Below are 16,366 nucleotides of genomic sequence, written 5' to 3'. Positions count from 1 at the left end.
CAGTTAACCCTACGGCAACTTGTATTGTGCATAGAGTCCTTGAAATGGGAGTAAATGTATGCAACGAGCAAGTTTGATCGGCCTCAAGATGGTGTTGGTTTTAGTGGGTTTGTATAGTTTGTATATTAGCCTCGATTTTGGAATTGGTGGGTTTGAAACGCTTGGCTGGCAAGGTGCGCCGCCGCAAGTTGCCGACGCAAATAATCTGCGCTATGGCGTGCAAGATAGCCATTTTCGATTTTTGGCTGGGGTTTTTGGCACTTTAGGCGTGTGCATTCTGCTAGCAGTGCGCGATTTGGCTAAATATCGCTTGCTGCTGCAAACGATATTCAGCACCTTTATTGTCGGTGGGTTATTGCGCTTCAGCGCCAATAATTTCGCCGTGTTGTTCAGCAGCGAATTGCTAATTGCGTTAATTGCCGAAATTGGGCTGATGCTGGGATTACACTGGTGGTTGAGGCAAGCCTTGAAAAGCGATCTCCTCGCCACAACCGCTCAGCCACGCGCTGGGCAAGAGGTTGCGCATCCATAATCGTTTTTTCATGCGCTCTCGCCTACTGAACACGGGCGAGAGCGCATGAAAGAATTAAAATTCGCCTGGCTGAGCATAGGGTTGCAGCCACAGCGTAACGTGCAACACTACCGCTTTAAACCAAGCAGCATACATCTGTTCAACCTCTTCTGGGCTATGGCCGCCAGCTTTGAGAAACTCTTTGATCGTGATCGTAATTGGCACAATAAATGCAACCATATAGCGCAGCGGAATAATCGTTGGCGCTCCAGCAGCAGCATCGGTATGATTTTTCTTCTCAGTATGGTGGCGCAAGCCGATTTCCATTTGATAGTTAAGCCAGGTCTGATCATACTCGCGCTGGGTTGTGTCGCGAATCCATTGGGCAAATCGGGCACGAACCCGCGCTAAATAATCGGGAAGAACAGTGCCCTGAGTGGTTGAAAAATAGGCGACCAAATGCGGATGCGCGCCCACAAACCCATACCAAACATCCAAAATCGCCTCAACTTGCGGTTCGAGCACAGTGCCGGCCATGCGCAAATACGTCACGTCAGCTTCAGTAAAAAGCAGCGTCTGTTTGAGAATGGCAAGATCGTCTAAGCGAAATGGCGATTCGGCCAGCTCAGCGCTGCCATAGGTATAGCCAGGAATCGATGCTGTCGAAGGCATATGGTTCTCCAGAAACAACGCCATTCAATGGCGCGAACATTCAACACCACGATTCTAGCCCGCCTGCTATAATTAGTCTAACAGATAGATCTTATCCTTTTGATAAGCTGAGGTGATGATGGAATTACGTCAACTACGCTATTTGGTTGCGGTTGTGCAGGCGGCCAACTTTACGCGGGCCGCCGAAACGCTGTTCATTTCGCAATCAGCGTTATCGCAGCAAATTCAAGTTTTAGAGCAAACAGTTGGCACCGTGCTGATCAATCGCTCGAAACGTGGTGTAAGCCTGACCGCAGCAGGCAGCATTTTATATCAGCATGCAGAGCGGATTTTTGGCGAGTTGCAGCAAGCAGAAACGGCAATTCGCGAGCTGGCAGGCTTGCAACGAGGCGAATTAACGATTGGCGTTGTGCAAACAGTCAACGATTATTTGATTCCCGCGCTCGCCGCCAGCTTTGCCAACCGCCACCCACGGATTAAATTGTTGATCGAGGAAGCACCAGCAGACACAATTGAACAGCGTTTGGTCGCAGGCGAGTTGCAGCTGGGCTTGAGTTTTGTGCCAAGTTCGCACGAACTTTTGGCTAGCCAGGAGTTGTTTGAGGAACGCTTAGCCCTGATTGTGCGCAGCGATCATCCGCTTGCTAGCCAGCAGGAAGTGGCAGTTAGCGCGCTTGATACAATGGAATTGGTGCTGCTGGCCAAGAGCTTTTGTACCCGCCGCCTGTGGGAAGAAAGCGCGCGCTTGGCTCCCGCCCAGCCCCGGATCGTGATGGAACTCAACACGGTGAGCAGTATTTTGGCGGTGGTTGAACGCACAGGGCTGCCAACTGTCTTGCCAGCCTTGAGCCTGAATGATCGGCCAACAGCAAACTTGGCGCGCATTCGATTAATCAACCCAACGCCTGCCCGCAAAGTTGGCTTGCTCTGGCAACGCGATGTCTACCGCTGTCATGCAACCCAAGCCTTTAGCGAGCTTGTGCAAACGGCGACTGCCCACCTGCGTGAGGCTTAAGCGTAGCCTTGTTCGCCAGCATAGGCCTGTTGCAGTGCTGCCAGATCCAATTTCTTCATGGCGAGCATGGCTTGGGTAACCCGCGCAATTTGCTCTGGATTAGCGTTTTCGAGCATGGTATTCATAGCTTTGGGAACAATTTGCCATGACAGCCCATAACGATCTTTCAACCAGCCACATTGCTCGGCTTCGGGCACTGCTGAAAGTTTCTCCCAGTAATAATCGACCTCGGCTTGGTCGTCGCAATACACCATGAACGAGATCGATTCATTGAATTTGAACAACGGGCCAGCGCTAATCGCCCTAAACGGCTGGCCCAGAAGCGTAAACGTAACCGTCGTCGCATCGCCTGAGGGTGTATCTGGCAAAGTGGTATTGCTGGTAAGCTGCGAATCGGGGAAGATTGAACAATAGAAATTTGCTGCCTAGACCGCTTGGGTATCAAACCACAGATGCGGAACGATTTTGTGGGCAATAGTTGCCATCAGGCTACTCCTTTCGTTGCATCAACAACGAGCACAATTTTCCAGCATAAAGCATACCAACCACAGGCCAATATGCCGCTATTGGCTGCGATAGCCGACTTGAAATCCATCACGGCGATAAAGAGCCGCAGGATCGGTAGCCGTGTTATTCCAAATCGGCCCATTTGCCTGCGAAACAACGACCAAGGTTTGGCCTGGAGCCAACGTGCCACTCAGAATTGCATGACGCTGATTGCCAGTCATTGAACAAATCCACCAGTTGTTTATGTCGACAGGTTGATTCGAGGTATTGCGAATCGTCACGGTTTCTGGATTGCCAGCCTTGTTGACATTGGTAATCGCAACGGGATAGTTCGGAGGGGAAGAACTGGCCGCGCCATCACAGCTTGGATTGACCGTGCCCAATGTTGGCGTTGGCGGAATTGTGGTTGGTGGAATCGGCGTAGCAGTTGGAATCGGTGCTGGCGTAGCGGTTGGCGGTGGCGGCGCTTTGACCACAATTGGCAAGTAGTTATCAAGGCTGATTGGCGCGGCAGTTGGAATTGCGGTTGGTGTGAGCGTTGCGGTGGGAGTCAGTGCAAGCGTAGGGGTTAGGCTTCCACCACCAAGGCTAACCATTGCTGATGTTGAATTTGGGCTGGATTGATCAGCAAGCACCTGCTGAATCAGCAATAATCCAGCAAGCAAACTTAAGCCGACGACAACAAAACGACGAAACATGTGAACCTTCCTCGATTGCATACCATTGCGGGATACAATCAAAAGCCCACGCAGCATGAGTAAATGGTGCTGCGTGGTGTGCTAACTGTAAGCGTCTGTATTCTAGCGCATAAAGCCAGAGCAAATGTGAGCTTGCTTAATGACCTCGGGCTGCAAGAAACGAACCAAAGCCATCATCGATATTGAGATTGGTCGGTGGCGGAATTGGCGCAAAAAGCATAGCTTGCTCAGGATCAACCGGAATGATTGCCCCACCAGCCATGATAAAGGCATAGCGACTATCCGAACTCCAAAAAATGCCCTTATAGGAATATTGATAGGGAATGCTCAATGTGATTGTTGAAGACGATTTGATGATCGTCACAGTACTTTGCTTCAGCAGATTATCGTTTTCAATCAGCAAGGCTTGGCGCAGATCAGGCGATGCCTGCATGGTTATGGTTTTCGCATTGCCCATACCGTCCGTCGTTGTAAAAGGCTCAGAATAGTGAATAAGCTCAGCAGTAGCAGGGAAATACTGATTAAGCTGGCGTAGTCCTTGCTGATCGTTGAGCAAAAACCAGCGTGCTGGATCGATCTGCCCAGCAATAAATTTCCCTTTGATTCGATACTCTGGCGGTTCCAGATCATCAATTGCAACCTGCCATGTTTCAAAAGCACTCGTCCCTGCTACGCGCCCGATACAAAACACAAGATTGGTCGAATCCAACCAATGAATGTCGAGATTGTAATAACCCCAATCAGTAATCGCAAACAGTTCTTTGGTTGTCAGATCGTAGCCCCAGATCGAAGTTTCGTTCATCGGAGCAGCCTTGCGCATTTCTGGATATATTTTAATAAAGGCTAGTGTGTTGCCATCGGGTGCAGCCACAACGTCACTGCGAAATGATATAAGTTGATCGGCAATTTGACTATGGGTTTGGGTTTCAAGGTTGACTAAGTATAGACGGCTATCGCCACGAGCATTGATTTTGAACGCAAGTTCTTGGTGGTTGGGAATCGAAAAAATATTAACATCATCACAGCCAGCTTCCGCAAAGCATGGAATCGTATATATCGGGCTGGTTTCGCTATCGCCATAGAGTTGCGAGATGATGATCGTTGTCCGGCTGATGTCTAAGCCAGCAACAATTAAATCGACTGGAGCCGTAAACGGCGGTGCGCTGATTGGTGTGCTAGTTGGTGCGGCTTCGCTTGTCGGCGTAGAACTGTCAAAACTGGCGGTTGGCACACTGCTTGGCTGGAGCGTTGGTTCAGTGGTGGGGGCACGTAAGGTGGCTGGCACTGCTTGGGTTGGCGAAATTGCTGCTATTGGTGGCAGTACCGTCGGACTCGGTTGGGCTGGTTGCTGCATACATCCAATCAACAGCAGACTGATCAGCATAAAACATCGACGCATCATCAATCCTCATTTCTCTGACACTAACGATCTATCTTCGTTGCAGTATAGAGTACGCTCGATCAAACATACTGAGCAACGAATGAAGTTTGGCTGATAGCTTGCTGAACCAAGGAAAACCGAGGATTTTAAGTGCTTGACACAACAGTTTTGCTCGGTGTAGCATGCGTTTACTAATTGAATTCCGACTACCAATTTTGGGGACGGCCATCACATAGACCTACGGGTCTGTTGATGCCGTCCCCTTTTTGTTGGAGCGGACAAAGGAGCAATCACAATGCAAATTCAATTGCAACCACTCACGCTGGCAATGGTTGATACGCTAGCCACCATCGATGCTGAACAGGCAGCGATCACGCGGGCCTATGCAAACGCCATAATCATTCCAAATGCCCAAATTCGCGCCATCGTTGAACAGGAAGCGCAGCAGCTGATTGGAGTGGTAGTCGAAGGCACGGCGATTGCTGATGGTCGCTGGTGGCTGTACGATCTCATCATCGTTCCACAATTGAGACGACAGGGCTATGGCCACGCGACAATCGCCGCCTTGCTTACGGAGCGCGCAGCCGACTATATCATTCAGCATTTGAATGCAGCCTATCCAGCCAGCAATCAAGTGGCTCAACAATTTTGGACAGCCTTAGGTGCGCAAGTTATCCTAAGCGATGCAGCGGGAGCAATAACTGTGACGTTGGCATTGCCGCCACATCCCACGCCAAACGCAACAATTACGCTGCAACCAATTACCCTCGCCAACGCACGGGCTTGTTTGGGATTAAGCATCGCGCCGCATCAGCAGCAGTTTGTCGCCAGCACCGCAGCCTCGTTAGTTCAATCGCGCTTCGAGCCACATTGGGAAACCCACGGCATCTACGCCGATGAAACGCTGGTTGGCTTCATGATGTATGGCAATGATCCAGTCTATGGCTGGGGGCTACTGCGGCTCTTGATTGATGCAAAATTTCAAGGTCGGGGTTATGGGCGCGCAGCAATTCAACACATGCTGGCCACCATTCGCGCCGCAGGTGGCAGCTCAGTAGCGGTTAGTTATGAAGATAATAATCATGTCGCCCGCCGCTTGTATCAATCGCTAGGCTTTGTCGAAACCGACGAGCAGCCGTTTGGCGAGCCATTTGCTGTGCTTCAGCTCAATCAATAAAACAGCAGCTTTGCCCCTTGCTTTTTCGCTCCTAGCAAGGGGCAAATTTTTGCAAGATGACGATTAATTGCTGTGCTCATGGGCATTATGGTAACCAGCAGGAAAGCGATCAGCAACCAAGTTGAGGGCAATGCCATGTTCAAGCCACGCCTTCAGCCCTGCCAGAACCAAACAAAAGCCTTCGGTTGAATCAACCACTTGTTGCTGAATAGATTCAGCTGTTCCGCTAAAGCCGGTTTCAGCAACCTCAACAAAGGTTGTTTGGTTGGGCTGCGGCTGCAATGACCAAGTAACCTGAGTTATGCCAACATAGCCAGGCCATTCAAGCACAAGTTTGGTTGGTGGCTCAACGACAAGCGACGTTACCTCAACCGCGACAGCATACATAGCCCATTCCCATGTAACCGTTTTGCCCTGCTCAAGCCAACCACTGCTGGCAGTAAACCAAAATTGAGTAGTTATTGCAGGGTTGATGAGCGCCTCAAACACCACTTCAATCGGTTTACGAATCACCATGCCAGTTTTTGAATCTGGATTTTGGCTGATCTGTAGCTCACTCATTGGTTGCTCCTTCATAAGATCCAATCGATGCTCTCTGCTCAGCGGCTTCATTATGAGATCATATGTTCGTAAAATACAAGTGTTTAGCGCTAGTTTTGGCGACTATTGTCCTCGCCAAATCGCTGCACATCGCTTATCGTACTCAGCATCGATGATTATGGATGATTGTGATGTGCACTATTGCCCTCCATAACTGCATCAATAAAGGAATACATATGCGCCGGATAACGACTGTCAGCGAGGTTGAAGCGCTGATTGGCTCACCCAACGAATTGGTTTTGATGAAAACGGTTACAAGCCTCGACGATGATTGCCTTGCGATTCTGGCGATTGCGCCTATCGCTGGCTTGGGCTTTCGCGATCCAGCAGGCCAGCCGCATACAACGGTGATTGGCGGAACTGCTGGCTTTATGCGGGCCGAATCAGCAACCCAAATAACCTTTGATCGCCCAAGCACGCTCGCGCTCTCCGAGCACTATCCCAGTGTTTCGTTGCTCTTCTTTCTCCCAGGAACCCACGGCGAAACGCTGCGGGTCAATGGCCAGCTGGCTGAAATTACGCTAAGCCAGGTAACAATTGCGGTAGAAGAGGCGTTTGTGCATTGTGCCAAGTGTATTTTGCGCTCAAAACTTTTTGATGTAAGCACAACGATTACGTCAAGTAATTGTATCCCTCAGCCCAGCGCAACCAGCCTCAATGATCCTCAGATTAGCCAATTTTTGGCGCAATCGCCGTTTGTGCTGCTTTCATCGTGGGATGCCAGCGGCGGCAGCGATACCAGCCCCAAAGGCGATCGAATGGGATTTGTGCGGGTGCTTGATGGCCAAACGCTGGCGATTGCTGATCGCAAAGGCAACCAGCGAGCAGACACCGTGCGCAATCTGTTGCAATCGGCCCAGATTGGGCTAGCATTTTTGGTTCCAGGCCGTGAGGAAGTGTTGCACATCAATGGCACTGGCTATCTCACCGATGATCTGGCGCTGTGTGCAAGCATGGCCTTGGGCGAAAAACCACCCCATGCAGCCTTTGTGATTAAAGTGCAACACATCAGATTACAAACCAACTCAGCCTTGCAGCAAGCCAAGCTTTGGGATGCATCTAGCCAAGCGGCCCAAGCTGAATTGCCAACTCCCAATTTGTTGGCAATCGTCGCCCGCCACATCACCAAAAACAAGCACTATGCAGCTCAAGCAGCGCTTAATCAGGAGGTTGATCAAGAATTAACCGTTGCTGCTGGCGAAGCAAGCATCAGCCCAAGCGTGCGCCAAGCCTACCAACAATCGCTTACGAACGAAGGCTATTAAACAACAAGCCCGCCAGTCGTTATGACTGGCGGGCTTTGGCTTGCAACTTGAAAGGTTATTTGTTTGCTGCGACTGGTTGCAGGCCGAAGCGTTTGGCAACTTCTGGCGTAATCAAGCCTAGTAAGGCATAACCAAGGCCAGTAACAATGATGCCGAGAACCAAGAAGCCAAGGCCAAGGGCGATTGCGCCATACGAAGCGCCAAGCGCCATTGCTGAAAGGCTCAGTGAAGTCACAAGCCCAGCAGCCGTCAATTGCGTGTTACGAGCTTGGTTGGCAACTGGCTTGCCGTTCGCATCTTTCAAAGCTTCTTCAGCGTTGTTCGTACCAGCTGGTGCGCCATCGGGAGTCGAGAAGCGACCCATTTGCGCATACGATAGACCTTGTGAGCTATCAGCAGCGTGGTGTTGAATGATGTCGGCCATGCTCAAAGCAGTTGCAATATCGTTGACTGGTGCATTTGGAATCGATGCATCTTCAGGTGTCGTGATTTGTTGCGCTTCAAGTTTATCGCCAACAAAATTATTGATATAGATGCCGGCCCCCATCGTCACTGCGCCACCTAAGGCAAAGATGATTCCGACGACAATGACCAGTTTAGGAAACAAACGTAAGGCTTTCATAACATCCCCCTATATTTGAATGTTGTTGTATATCGCACCGCTGTTTGAATTGTGTTTGTTATCGATTTCGCTGTTCGAACGTTGTTTGTTATCGATGTATGCAGTATATAATCGAAAGCAGCATTGCTAAGTTAAGAGTCGACAACCACAGGAGAACACGTCGCTTACCTTTGATCAAGCGCTGTTTAATCAGCAGATTGTGCTAAATTTTATGCTGGTTTCTCGCTCAGTAAGGAGCTTCAATGGATTCGAATCCAATCGCATTGATCGCCGAAATTGACCATGAATTACGCCATCGCTCTCAGGCTGCGCTTCAGCTTTTGCAGGCAATTACGCCGCATGTCGAGCCAGCACAACAAGCATATTGTGATTTGCTACATCATTATTTAGCGCAAAATGTAGCCCTCGCCGAGTCGATCCACGCCTGGCTGTTGGCGCAGATGAATAATCAATCATTTGATTAATTAGTTTGCCTAGCAGATTTATCTTCATTAAAATCTACCAAACCTTAAGCAAAAAAATAGCTTATGGGGCTTCAGTTTGCCACAATTCCTGCATAACTGGCGAGGTTTGCAACAGATCATCCAAGCGGCCTTGGGCGGCAATTCGCCCAGCATCCAGCACAATCACCCAATCAGCAAGCTGCAACAACGCACGGCGATGCGAAACGACCAGCCATGTGCTTGGCAGTTGCCGCAACCCTTGCCAAAGTTGGCGTTCAGTGGTTGAATCCAAGGCACTCGAACAATCATCGACGACCATTAATTGGCTTTGACGAACCAGCATACGCGCCAGTGCCGTGCGTTGCAGTTGGCCGCCCGATAAGCGCATCCCACGCGCACCAAGCTCAGTCGCAAAGCCAGCGGGCATGCTGGCTACATCAGCTTCGAGCATACTCGTCTTAATTGCTTGCGCTCGCTGTATTTCATCGAGGTTCAAGCCTAAACTGATGTTTTCATGCAACGAGCCGCTGAATAAGCGTGGCACTTGCGGCGTATAGGCGCAATTTGGGGGAATCAGCTGTTCAGCGGGGTGCGCGATAGCCTGATCATTCCATGTAATGGTTCCGCTGGCAGGCACAAGCCCGAGCAAGGCTCGTAACAACGTGGTTTTGCCAGCGCCAATTTTGCCAGTGAGAACCACAAATTGGCCATGCTCGATACCGAAATTAATTGCTTGGATGCCTGCTTGGCTTTGTGGATAGCAATAACTCAAGTTTTGAACTGCAAGCCGTTGCAGGTTGGGCAAAACGCTGGTTGGGCTAAAATCGGCAGCCGAATCGGGGGCAATCGGCCCATGCTCAACCAATGCCGCAGCAGGAGCAGCATTTAATAAGCTTTGCATGCGTTGAAACGAAACCCCAGCCTGTTTATAGTGGGTCAGCAACAAACCAATCAACGAGGGCAAGCGGGTGACCATGGCAAAATAGTAGACAAACAGTGAGAAATCACCAACGCTAAAATTGCCAGTGCGCATTGCCTCGCCAGCTAAGAGCAAAATCATGCCCGTACCAAGGCTAATTGTGGTGGCGTAGACCGAATTGAGCAGCGCAGTAAAAACCCGATCCTTAACCATCACCTGCCGCCGTTGATCGTTGAGCTGCTGAAAATGCGCAACCACTGCTGTTTCGGCGTTGGCAACTTTGATCGTTTGGATTGCGCCAAACAGCTCGCCAAGAAAATGCGAGACGTTGCTCGTAGCGGCGCGGCTGGCCTTGCGAAAGCGCTGAATTCGTTGGTTGGCAACCGTAAAAGCCGAAATCACAATCAATAAAGGAATCAAAATAACCAAGGTTATGCGCAGATCGATGTTCAACAAAATGGCCACGGCAATCACACTAAACAGCACATGACCAAGCACATCGAGCAACCAAACGCTGAAGGTCAGAATTTCTTCAACATCATCACGGAAGCTGTTGATTGCTGAACTCGACGATTCATACAAGGCTTGAGCACCTGGCTGAGCCAAAATTCGCTTGAGCATATTTTTGCGCAATAAGCCAGCGATGTTGTATTGCACCGCAATATCCATGGCCGTGCCAAGTTGGGTCAACAAACGGCGGCTCAATTCGCTGGTAACCAACAGTGCTACCAGCGTCCAGATGCCAAAGACCGCCGGAGCCGCACCACTCAATTGATCGAAGATTGCCCGATTGATCAAGCCAGGCAATAACGGCCACATAAAAAAGATGCTCCAAATGAACACACCAAAGCCATAGAGTGCAGGCCGATAGCGCATCAAGCGCAGCATTAATTGCCAGGGCTTCATTGCCACACCTCCGTTATGCCATGCTGCACCAGTTGGCGATACTGCGATTGGGGATTTTGCAGCAATGCTTGTCGCGACCCAAACTCGCGAATTCGGCCATGCTCAAGCACTAGAATCTTGTCGGCGCGCTGCAAGCTTGCCAAACGATGGGCAATGATAATCGTCGTGCGGCCTGCAAGCAGCCGATCTAAGGCCCGTTCGACAATTACTTCGCTCGCAGGGTCAAGCCGCGACGAGGCTTCATCAAGAATAATTAAGCGTGGATTTTTGAGCAGAATGCGCCCAAAGGCCAAAAGTTGCGCTTGGCCAGCAGAAAGCCCATTTGGTTGAATAATTGTATCCAAGCCATGCTCAAGGCTCTGCAACCACGGCGTTAAACCCAAGGTTGCTACGCTATCAAGCAATGATTGGTCAGCAATCGCTTGATCAAACAAACGCAGATTCTCGCGCACACTAGCTTGAAACAGTTGGACATCTTGGGTCACAAAGCCGATTGAGCGGCGTAAAGTGCTTAAACTGGTGTTCCGAATATCGGTGCCGCCTAAGCGAATGCTGCCTTGTTGAGGATCATACAAGCGCAGCAACAGGCGAATCAGGCTGCTCTTGCCGCTGCCAGTTCTGCCTAATACACCCAAAATCTGGCCTGCTGGCAATTCAAACGAGAGTGCGTGCAAAATCGGTGCATCGGCGCTGTAGCCAAACAAAACCTGATCAAACTGAACATCAAGCGCCTGCTGTGGCAGCGTTGCGGTTGTACCATCGATAATTGTTGGCTGTTCTTGGCGCAACGCATCAATGCGGATAATACTAGCGCTGGCTTTTTGAAACTCCTGAATTTGGCGCAAAATTTGATCAAGCGGTGTGGTAAGTAAGCCAATATACGCGGTAATCAGATACACGCCGCCAAGCGTCGTCTGCTGTTGTTGATAAAGGTAGATGCCAATGCCCAAGCCTAAGCCACTGGCAAGAATAAACATCGATTGGCCAGCATTGTAGAGCCAAGCGGTCGCCAACTCGGCGCTGCGGGTTTTGTGATAGAGCTTGTGCATATGCCGATACAGCTGTTGCAGCACATAATTACGTGCGCCGCTTGCGCGAATATCTTCAGTTGCCGCTAAGCGTTCTTCTAAAAAGCCAAAAAGTTCAGCGCTTGCTTGGCGCGATTCGCCCCAGCGTGGCACGCCAACCCGCTGCATTTTTTGCAAAAGGCCAATTCCAGCTGCCACACACACGATTAGGCCGAGGGCTACCCGCCAATCTTCCAAGGCCAAAAGCACGATAATTCCCAACAACAACAAGCCATTGCCAAGCAATTGAATAATAAATTGGCTAAAAAAGTTGGCCAAACTGGTAATATCGCCATCGATGCGCTCGATCAACTCGCCTGGCGTTTTTTCGGCATGAAAGCGACTATCCAAGCGCAAACAATGGGCAACTAGGTCGGCTCGTAAGGCATTGGTTGCCGTCCAACCAATGTTTTCGCTCAGATACACTGCCGCCAAAGCTAAAAGCTGTTGGCCAAAAGCGAGGCTCATAAAAAGCATTGCAAGGGTGATGAGCTGTGCTAATGGCTGGGCTGCTAAAGCTGCATCCAAAAAGTTGCGCATCAGCTGTGGGTTGAGCAATTGCACGCCGATCCCGCCAAAAACTAACCCAGCCAAACCGAACACCCACGCTCGTTGGGGGCGCAAATAGGTGCTCAGCAGGCGGCGATAGCGCAGCAAAGGAAACTGCATCAATTCTTCCTTTCATCAATTGGCCAATTCACTCATCAATCTATTGGATCAAGCGGCTCCAGCATGGCCAAGGCCTTGGTTGCCATCCGCTGAATCAGGCTGCGTAATGCTGGTGGTTGCAACACAACCAACGGCACATCAAGCTCCAGCAGCAAAAACGCTACCCACTCCAGATGCACTGCGGCCCGCCGTAACAGCACGCCCTGCGCCGTTGCTTCCAGCGTCGCGATTTGCGGCGCAATCAATTGCTGGGCATGATCAAGACTTGTTTTGAGCAATACTTCAACCTGCTGTTGATCATTGACATTATTCAAGGCGGCCAGCAGCGTATCGACAATATTGATTGAGGTTGGGCGCTCGAAATTGGTGGTTAACGGAGTTAGGCTGCGAATCCGATCAAGGCGAAAAATCCGCATGGCGCTGCGCAAATGGCAATAGCCAACCACATACCACGCTCCCTCATTAAACACAATCCCATATGGGTCGATACTGCGGGTACTTAACTGCTCGCTATAGGAGCTATATTCAAGCTGCACTTGTTGCTGATGCAGCACCGCCAAACTCAATTGCATCAGCCAAGCAGGCTCGATCCGCTGGCGATGAAAGTCATGCTGAATGCTAATCGCCGCCTGAATTGCCCGCGCATGGTGAATTAAATGCGCTGGTAATACCCGTTCAATCTTGGCTAAGGTTGTTTCAACAATCGCCCGCTCAACCGGAAACTGCAACTCGCGAATCGTCAATAAGCCCAAGGTTAAGGCCAGCGTTTCCGCTTCGCTGAATAAGAGCGGGGGCACGCGCTGAGCAGGCTTAAGCTGATACGCACCGTAGATGCCGCGTTCGGCCTCAACCGGAATACCCATATCTTGCAGTTGTTGAATATAGCGGCGCACCGTGCGCTGGTTGACATCAAGCCGTTGGGCCAGCTCGGCCCCGCTAATCTGCTGGCGTGCTTGCAAGAGTTCGAGCACAGCCAAAAGCCGCATCGTTGGTGAATACATCGTAATTGCTCCAAATTAGGGCCAATTCTGTCCTAATTTTATTGTATGCTCAGGCTATCAATCAATAGCAAGGAGCAGCATAATGAGCTATGTACCAGCAGGCTATGCCACCGTCAATCCATTTATTATTACGAGTGATGCTCAGCACTTGAGCCAATTTCTGCAAACGGTTTTTGGGGCGCAAGCAGTTGAGGCCGCCCATACGCTTGATACTGATGGCCTCTGGCTGCACTCTGAATTTAAAATTGGCGATTCGACCTTGATGGTGGTTGATCGCAAGCCCGATTGGCCTTGGACACCAAGCTTTTTGCAAATTTATGTTGCCGATTTGACCCAAACGTTGCAAACCGCGGTTGCCAATGGAGCCACGATTGTGACCGAGCCAACCCCAATTTTTGGCGAGCTATTCTCGCGCATCCTCGACCCATGGCACAATCTGTGGTGGGTGTATCAGGTGCTCGAAGCTGAACCGACGTGGGAATCAAGCTCAGCAGAAGGTGATAGCTGGGATACCGAATCGCCAGAATTAACCTATATTTATACAACATTGATAGAATGTATGCCTCGTTTAGGCCAACCTAAGGCCCAATAATTCGTGCAACGCAATGCGGGATACTACCTTATTTTGGTAGTATCCTGCAAGGATGAATCAATCAGCCAATCCACACTAGCAGCAACTTAATTAGTTGTATAATAAACCTTGCTGTTTTGTGGAAAGGAATATCTATGCGTTTTGGTCGTTCATGGGTGATCATTTTTGCAGTGGTGAGTATTGCCCTGATTAGTGTGATCACGGCAACTGCAATGGTCACACCCAGCGTCAGCTCATCTGATGGGCTATGGGCGAATGTTGCTGAACAGAGCATTCAACAAAAGGGCTCGCGCGAAATCATTCCAACGGTCTATCGCACGGTTAGCCTCGATTTGGCCTTGCTCGAACAACACTTGAGCCGCGTACCCCAAGAAGCCCAAACCAAAGTTCAAAAATCGGGGCTGATTTTGGATTTGCCCTTGCCCAATGGCCAATTTGGCAAATTCCGAGTCGTCGAATCGCCAATTATGGCTCCAGCTTTGGCGGCCAAGTTCCCTGAAATTCGTACCTTCTTGGCTCAATCAATCGATCAACCAGCCACCAGCGCGCGGCTTGATCTTACGCCACGCGGCTTTCATGGCATGATTTTGAGCGAGTCAGGTCGAATTTTTATCGACCCCTACAGTCGCAACGACACCAGCAACTATATTGTGTACGATAGCCGTAACTTTATAGCTGATCCCACTAAGTTGGCCGAACGCACCGGCATCGATTTTGAGCCAAATCTGTTGGATAACGCCCCATTAACCGTGCCAGAACGCTATTCAATCGGCGAAACCTTGCGCACCTATCGTTTGGCCATGGCCGCTACTGGCGAATATACTGCTTTCCACGGTGGCACGGTCAGCGGCGCAATGGCGGCAATCGTCACCAGCATGAACCGCGTCAACGGCATCTACGAACGCGATCTTTCAGTGCGCATGGAATTGATCGCCAATAACGATCTGATTGTTTATACCAACGCCAGCAGCGATCCCTACACCAACAATAGTGGCAGCACCATGCTTGGCCAAAACCAAACTAACTTAACCAGCGTCATTGGCAGCGCCAATTATGATATTGGTCACGTGTTCAGCACTGGCGGCGGTGGGGTTGCCTCATTACGCTCCGTCTGTTCAACCAGCAACAAGGCTCGTGGCGTAACTGGCTCAGGCTCGCCAGTTGGCGACGCATTTGATGTTGATTATGTCGCCCACGAAATTGGCCATCAATTTGGTGGCAACCACACCTTCAACGGTACAACTAGCAGCTGTAGCGGCAATCGCTCAAGCGGTGCGGCCTACGAACCAGGCAGCGGCTCAACGATTATGGGCTATGCTGGGATTTGTGGCTCCGAAAACTTGCAACCAAACAGCGATTTTGATTTCCACGTCAAGAGCTTGGAAGAAATCTCGGCTTTCATCACCACTGGCGGCGGCGCAAGCTGTGGCACGACCCAACAAACTGGCAATACGCCACCAGTCGCCAACGCTGGCAGCGATTACACGATTCCTGCTAACACTCCGTTTGAATTGACCGCCAACGCAACCGATGCAGAAGACAATAGCCTGACCTACGATTGGGAACAATATGATTTGGGGGCTGCTTCGCCACCAAATACTGATAACGGCACGCGCCCAATCTTCCGCAGTTTCAATTCAACGGTGAGCAATGTGCGAACCCTGCCCAAGCTCAGCGACATTTTGAACAACACCAGCACCATTGGCGAAGCATTGCCAACCACCAACCGCACCTTGACCTTCCGCTTGACCGTGCGTGACAATCACGCTGGGGCTGGTGGCTATGGCTTGGATACGGCAGTGCTGACGGTCAACAATAGCGCTGGCCCCTTCCAAGTAACTGCGCCAAATACGGCAATTGCTTGGACTGGCGATGCGAGCGAAACCGTCACTTGGAATGTAGCCAATACCACTGCGGCTCCAATTAACTGTGCCAATGTGAATATTTTGCTCTCAACTGATGGCGGCACCAGCTTCAACGCCTTGGTAAGTAATACGCCCAACGATGGCGGCGAAACCGTCGTTGCACCAAACGTCAATGCACCAGCTGCGCGAATCAAAGTACGTTGTGCAGATAATATCTTCTTTGATATTTCCAACGCCAACTTTACGATCAACGGGGTCAATATCACGCCAACGCCAATTACGCCAACGGCAACGGCAACCACGACCCCAACCCGCACGCCAACCGCAACGCCAGCAACGGTTAGCCCAACCGCAACCAACACTGCAACGCCAACCGCAAGCGTTACCCCAAGCGTCAGCGTCACGCCAACGCCAAGCGAGCAAAAGGTCTACTTGCCAATCGCAAGCAAGCAATAA

The 16,366-nt window shown here is 50.5% G+C and carries 15 protein-coding genes and 1 pseudogene; 7 read left to right on the top strand and 9 right to left on the bottom strand.

The annotated features are described in order from the left end of the window. The first annotated feature begins 58 nt into the window (after positions 1-58). Positions 59-532: a DUF4345 domain-containing protein gene (locus ACFMKP_RS08930; protein ID WP_382291057.1), complete on the top strand. Its 474-nt coding sequence runs from the start codon at positions 59-61 to the stop codon at positions 530-532. Between the two features lie 54 nt (positions 533-586). Here the strand turns inward: ACFMKP_RS08930 and ACFMKP_RS08925 are convergent, their stop codons facing one another. Beyond that, on the bottom strand, positions 587-1,183 hold the full coding sequence (locus tag ACFMKP_RS08925) for a protoglobin domain-containing protein (RefSeq protein WP_382291055.1): 597 nt from the start codon (positions 1,181-1,183) through the stop codon (positions 587-589). A 115-nt stretch (positions 1,184-1,298) separates the two neighbouring features. Here ACFMKP_RS08925 and ACFMKP_RS08920 point away from each other — a divergent pair, with 115 nt between their 5' ends. Next, positions 1,299-2,198, top strand: a complete 900-nt coding sequence (locus ACFMKP_RS08920) for a LysR substrate-binding domain-containing protein (protein ID WP_382291053.1) — start codon at positions 1,299-1,301, stop codon at positions 2,196-2,198. On the opposite strand, the pseudogene ACFMKP_RS08915 reads toward ACFMKP_RS08920, so the two are convergent. The 3 genes and pseudogenes from ACFMKP_RS08915 to ACFMKP_RS08905 form a co-directional block, all read right to left on the bottom strand. Next, positions 2,195-2,683 (bottom strand): annotated as a pseudogene (locus ACFMKP_RS08915) (VOC family protein). The gene ACFMKP_RS08920 and the pseudogene ACFMKP_RS08915 overlap by 4 nt on opposite strands. Positions 2,684-2,761: 78 nt before the next feature. Then, positions 2,762-3,403: a lamin tail domain-containing protein gene (locus tag ACFMKP_RS08910; RefSeq protein WP_382291051.1), complete on the bottom strand. Its 642-nt coding sequence runs from the start codon at positions 3,401-3,403 to the stop codon at positions 2,762-2,764. 136 nt (positions 3,404-3,539) lie between these two features. Then, entirely contained in the window at positions 3,540-4,805 is a 1,266-nt protein-coding gene (locus ACFMKP_RS08905; RefSeq protein WP_382291049.1) for a hypothetical protein, read from the bottom strand. Between the two features lie 274 nt (positions 4,806-5,079). Here ACFMKP_RS08905 and ACFMKP_RS08900 point away from each other — a divergent pair, with 274 nt between their 5' ends. Then, on the top strand, positions 5,080-5,961 hold the full coding sequence (locus tag ACFMKP_RS08900) for a GNAT family N-acetyltransferase (protein WP_382291047.1): 882 nt from the start codon (positions 5,080-5,082) through the stop codon (positions 5,959-5,961). A 63-nt stretch (positions 5,962-6,024) separates the two neighbouring features. On the opposite strand, the gene ACFMKP_RS08895 is transcribed toward ACFMKP_RS08900, so the two are convergent. After that, complete coding sequence (locus ACFMKP_RS08895) at positions 6,025-6,522, bottom strand: SRPBCC family protein (protein ID WP_382291045.1); 498 nt, start codon at positions 6,520-6,522, stop codon at positions 6,025-6,027. Positions 6,523-6,737: 215 nt separating this feature from the next. On the opposite strand from ACFMKP_RS08895, the gene ACFMKP_RS08890 reads away from it, so the two are divergent. Then, positions 6,738-7,826, top strand: coding sequence for a pyridoxamine 5'-phosphate oxidase family protein (locus tag ACFMKP_RS08890; RefSeq protein WP_382291043.1), 1,089 nt, complete (start codon positions 6,738-6,740; stop codon positions 7,824-7,826). Positions 7,827-7,881: 55 nt separating this feature from the next. Here ACFMKP_RS08890 and ACFMKP_RS08885 read toward each other — a convergent pair whose 3' ends face one another. After that, the gene (locus tag ACFMKP_RS08885; RefSeq protein ID WP_382291041.1) at positions 7,882-8,448 is read right to left on the bottom strand and encodes a hypothetical protein; all 567 of its coding nucleotides are present in this window, start codon (positions 8,446-8,448) and stop codon (positions 7,882-7,884) included. 242 nt (positions 8,449-8,690) lie between these two features. On the opposite strand from ACFMKP_RS08885, the gene ACFMKP_RS08880 reads away from it, so the two are divergent. After that, on the top strand, positions 8,691-8,912 hold the full coding sequence (locus tag ACFMKP_RS08880; RefSeq protein WP_382291039.1) for a hypothetical protein: 222 nt from the start codon (positions 8,691-8,693) through the stop codon (positions 8,910-8,912). 61 nt (positions 8,913-8,973) lie between these two features. Here ACFMKP_RS08880 and ACFMKP_RS08875 read toward each other — a convergent pair whose 3' ends face one another. Genes ACFMKP_RS08875 through ACFMKP_RS08865 form a run of 3 tightly spaced genes read right to left on the bottom strand, consistent with a single transcriptional unit; the run spans position 8,974 to position 13,453 of the window. After that, positions 8,974-10,716, bottom strand: a complete 1,743-nt coding sequence (locus ACFMKP_RS08875) for an ABC transporter ATP-binding protein (protein WP_382291037.1) — start codon at positions 10,714-10,716, stop codon at positions 8,974-8,976. Then, complete coding sequence (locus ACFMKP_RS08870; protein WP_382291035.1) at positions 10,713-12,452, bottom strand: ABC transporter ATP-binding protein; 1,740 nt, start codon at positions 12,450-12,452, stop codon at positions 10,713-10,715. The genes ACFMKP_RS08875 and ACFMKP_RS08870 overlap by 4 nt, the downstream gene beginning before the upstream one ends. A gap of 35 nt (positions 12,453-12,487) precedes the next feature. Beyond that, positions 12,488-13,453 carry a helix-turn-helix transcriptional regulator gene (locus ACFMKP_RS08865; RefSeq protein ID WP_382291033.1) on the bottom strand — a complete coding sequence of 322 codons (966 nt, stop codon included), beginning with the start codon at positions 13,451-13,453 and terminating at the stop codon, positions 12,488-12,490. An 82-nt stretch (positions 13,454-13,535) separates the two neighbouring features. Here ACFMKP_RS08865 and ACFMKP_RS08860 point away from each other — a divergent pair, with 82 nt between their 5' ends. Further along, the gene (locus ACFMKP_RS08860) at positions 13,536-14,045 is read left to right on the top strand and encodes a VOC family protein (protein ID WP_382291031.1); all 510 of its coding nucleotides are present in this window, start codon (positions 13,536-13,538) and stop codon (positions 14,043-14,045) included. 134 nt (positions 14,046-14,179) lie between these two features. Further along, positions 14,180-16,366, top strand: coding sequence for a reprolysin-like metallopeptidase (locus ACFMKP_RS08855; protein ID WP_382291029.1), 2,187 nt, complete (start codon positions 14,180-14,182; stop codon positions 16,364-16,366).

This window comes from Herpetosiphon sp. NSE202 (genome assembly GCF_042688385.1).
GTDB lineage: Bacteria > Chloroflexota > Chloroflexia > Chloroflexales > Herpetosiphonaceae > Herpetosiphon.
The sequence above is the reverse complement of the archived record's forward strand: the minus strand, read 5'-3'. Positions and strand labels throughout refer to the sequence as shown.